The 3,639-nt window shown below is 70.7% G+C and carries 3 protein-coding genes; all 3 read left to right on the forward strand.

Going from position 1 to position 3,639, the window contains the following annotated elements:
• Positions 1-981, forward strand: a 981-nt coding sequence (locus ENN83_RS11860) for an alpha/beta fold hydrolase (RefSeq protein WP_287187283.1), incomplete at its 5' end; no start/stop codon positions are given.
• Between the two features lie 40 nt (positions 982-1,021).
• Positions 1,022-2,029 (forward strand): ligase-associated DNA damage response exonuclease, encoded by a 1,008-nt coding sequence (locus ENN83_RS11865; protein WP_414707660.1) that lies wholly within the window; start codon positions 1,022-1,024, stop codon positions 2,027-2,029.
• Entirely contained in the window at positions 2,026-3,618 is a 1,593-nt protein-coding gene (locus tag ENN83_RS11870; protein WP_287187287.1) for an ATP-dependent DNA ligase, read from the forward strand. Before ENN83_RS11865 ends, ENN83_RS11870 begins: the two co-directional genes overlap by 4 nt.
• The last annotated feature ends 21 nt before the right edge of the window (positions 3,619-3,639 follow it).

A 3,639-nucleotide genomic window follows, 5' to 3' on the forward strand; every position in this document is an offset into this window, starting at 1 on the left:
ATGGACCGCGCGCCCTTTCACAACGACATCGCCGAAGGCCCCGGGGACGCCGTCGCGTTCTGGGCCCTGGCCCCTGACGGAGTCCGCGTCCGCGTGGCGGTCTGGGCGGCGGCGCGGGCGCGGGCCACGGTGCTGCTGTTTCCCGGCCGCAGCGAATATGTCGAGAAATACGGTCGCGCGGCGGGCGAACTGGTGGCGCGCGGTTTTGCCACGGTAGCCGTCGACTGGCGCGGTCAGGGGCTGGCCGACCGGCTGCATGACGATCCGGTGCTTGGTCATGTAGACCGGTTCGACACCTACCAGCGCGATGTCGCGGCGATGCTGGATGTTGCGCAGGCCCTTGATCTGCCCCGGCCGTTTCACCTGCTTGCCCATTCCATGGGCGGCTGCATCGGTCTGCGCGCGCTGCATGAGGGGCTGGATGTCGCCTCGGCCGTGTTTACGGCGCCGATGTGGGGCGTCCGCTTTTCGCCGCTCATGCGCCGCGCCGCCTGGGCACTGAGCGCGGCAAGCCGTCCGCTGGGGCTGGACCGGCGGGTCACACCGACCAAGGGGGGGCGGACCTATGTGCTGGCCTGCCACTTCGATGACAACGACTTGACCGGCGATCCCGAGATGTTCGGTTACATGCGGCGCCAACTGGCCGCACGGCCCGAACTGGCGGTTGGAGGGCCCAGTCTGGCCTGGTTGCACGAGGCGCTGCGCGAGACACGCCTTTTGACGTGCATGCCGCCGCCAAGCGTGCCCACCCTGACCTATCTGGGAAGCGACGAACGCATCGTCTGCCCGAACGCGATCCGCACGCTCAAGGGCGCCTGGCCCGCGGGCACGCTGCGCGAGATCGAGGGCGCGCGCCACGAAGTAATGATGGAGAACGCGCCCACCCGCACCCGCGTCTTCGACGAAGCTGCGGCGCATTTCACGCGCCATGCCGCGCCACGCCCGCCCCTGCGCATTCTCGACCGCATCGGCCAGCTGTAAGCCGGTGGCCCGGCCGGCCACCTGACCCATATTGGCTCTCATGTCCGTCCTGACCTTTACCGAGCGCGGCATCTTCTGCCCGGCTGGCAACTTCTTCATCGACCCCTGGGCGCCGGTGGACCGCGCGCTGATCACGCATGGCCATTCCGACCACGCCCGCCCCGGCCATCGCCGCTATCTGGCCACCGCCCCGGCCGCGCCGGTGATCCGCCACCGGCTGGGCGGGATCGCGCTGGACACCATCACCTATGGCGAGCCCCGCCGGATCGGCGATGCGCTCGTGTCCTTTCACCCCGCGGGCCATGTGCCCGGTTCGGCCCAGATCCGGGTCGAGGTGGCGGGCGAGGTCTGGGTGGTGTCTGGCGATTACAAGACCGAGGCGGATGGCCTGTCGGAACCGTTCGAGCCGGTCCGGGCGCATGCCTTCGTCAGCGAATGCACCTTCGGGCTGCCGGTCTTCACCTGGGCACCGCAGGCGCAGGTTCTGGCCGGGATCGACGACTGGTGGGCCGCCAATGCCGCCGAGGGGCGCGTCAGCCTCTTGGGCGCCTATGCGCTGGGCAAGGCGCAGCGGCTGCTGGCGGGGGTGGACGCCTCGATCGGACCGATCCTGACCCATGGCGCGATCGAGGCCACCTGCGCAGTGATGCGCGGCCAGGGGATCGCGCTGCCCCAGACGGTGCCCGTCACCCCGGCGACCGACCTCAAGGCGCATCCGGGCGCGCTGGTGCTGGCGCCCCCCTCGGCGCTGGGCGGCCCCTGGGCACGGCGCTTCGGGGCCGCAGAAACCGGCGTCGCCTCGGGCTGGATGGCGCTTCGGGGCGTGCGGCGGCGGCGCGGTGCCGAGCGCGGCTTCGTGCTGTCGGACCATGCCGACTGGGCCGGGCTGAACGCCGCCATCCGCGCAACCGGCGCAGAACGGGTGTTCGTCACCCACGGCTACACCAGCGTCTTTCGCCGCTGGCTGGCCGATCAGGGCTACGACGCCGAAATCGTGCGCACCGCCTTCCAGGGCGAAAGCCTCGACAGCGCCGAGGATACGCTGTGAAGCGTTTCGCCGCCCTTTTCACCGCACTCGACCGGACGACAAAGACCAACGCCAAGGTCGCGGCGCTGGCCGAGTACTTTGCCGAGGCGCCCCCGGACGACCGGCTGTGGACCGTGGCGCTGTTGTCGGGCCGCCGTCCGCGCCGGGCGGTAACGACCACGCGGCTGCGGGAATGGGCGGCCGAGGGCGCCGGGCTGCCGCTGTGGCTGTTCGAGGAATGTTACCCGGTGGTGGGCGATCTGGCCGAAACCATCGCGCTGGTTCTGCCGCCCGCGACCGGGGACAGCGACGCGCGGCTCAGCGACTGGATGGCCGAGATCGCGGCGCTCACCGCGCTCGACGAGCCCGCGCGCAAGGCGCGCATCCTCGCCGCCTGGAACCGGCTCGACGGCACGGAACGCTTCCTGTTCAACAAGCTCATCACCGGCGGGTTCCGCGTGGGAGTCAGCCAGACCCTGATGACGCGGGCGCTGGCGCGGGCCACCGGCATCGCCGAGGCGGACCTCGCGCATCGACTGATGGGCGACTGGACGCCAGCCACCACCACATGGGCCGCGCTGATCGAGACGCCCGACCCCGCCGCCGCGCTGTCGCGGCCCTATCCCTTCTACCTCGCCTATCAGATCGAGGGGGAAGCACAGGCGCTGGGCGATCCCGCCGACTGGTGCGCGGAATACAAGTGGGACGGCATCCGCGGGCAGTTGATCGTTCGGGGCGGGACGCATTTCCTGTGGTCGCGCGGCGAGGAGCTTATCACCGACAGGTTCCCCGAACTGGCGCAGGCCCGCGATTTCCTGCCCCCGGGCACCGTGATCGACGGCGAGATCCTTGGCTGGGCCGATGACCGCCCCCTGCCCTTTGCCGCGCTTCAGAAACGCATCACCCGCAAGAGCCTGTCGAAACGGCTGTTGGCCGAGGCGCCGGTCGTGCTGAAAGCCTATGACCTGCTGGAGGACGACGGCCGGGATATCCGCGACCGCCCACTGACCGAACGGCGGGCGCGGATGGAGGCGCTGCTCGCCCGCCTGCCCGACCGCGCGCCGCTGCGCCTGTCGCCGTGCCTGCGCTTTGCTGACTGGGCGGCGCTGGCAGAGACCCGGGCCGCCGCCCGCGCGGCGGGCGCCGAGGGCGTGATGCTGAAGCGCGCCGCCGCGCCCTATCTCGCGGGGCGGCGGAAGGGCGACTGGTGGAAATGGAAGCTCGACCCGCTGACGGTCGATGCGGTGATGATCTATGCTCAGGCGGGCCATGGCCGGCGCGCGACGCTCTACACCGATTTCACCTTCGCGGTCTGGGACGGCGCCGACCTGGTGCCCGTCACCAAGGCCTATTCCGGGCTGACCGATGCCGAGTTCCGCGAGATCACCGCCTGGGTGCGCCGCAACACCCTGCAACGTTTCGGCCCGGTGCGGCAGGTCAGACCCGAGCATGTCTTCGAGATCGCCTTCGAGGGCATCCAGGAAAGCCCGCGCCACAAGTCGGGCATCGCACTGCGCTTTCCCCGGATGGCGCGCTGGCGCCGCGACAAGCCCCCGGCCGAGGCGAACACGCTGGACGATCTGCGCGCGCTGCTGGAAAGCCACGGCTGAGCCCCTGCAATCCGCCCGCCG

This window comes from Rhodovulum sp., assembly GCF_011048875.1.
Lineage (GTDB): Bacteria > Pseudomonadota > Alphaproteobacteria > Rhodobacterales > Rhodobacteraceae > Rhodovulum > Rhodovulum tesquicola.

What these genes read in the sequence shown, in the direction of transcription:
- ENN83_RS11865 (WP_414707660.1), top strand. Translation starts at nt 1,022, where the DNA reads ATGTCCGTCCTGACCTTTACCGAGCGCGGCATCTTCTGCCCGGCTGGC.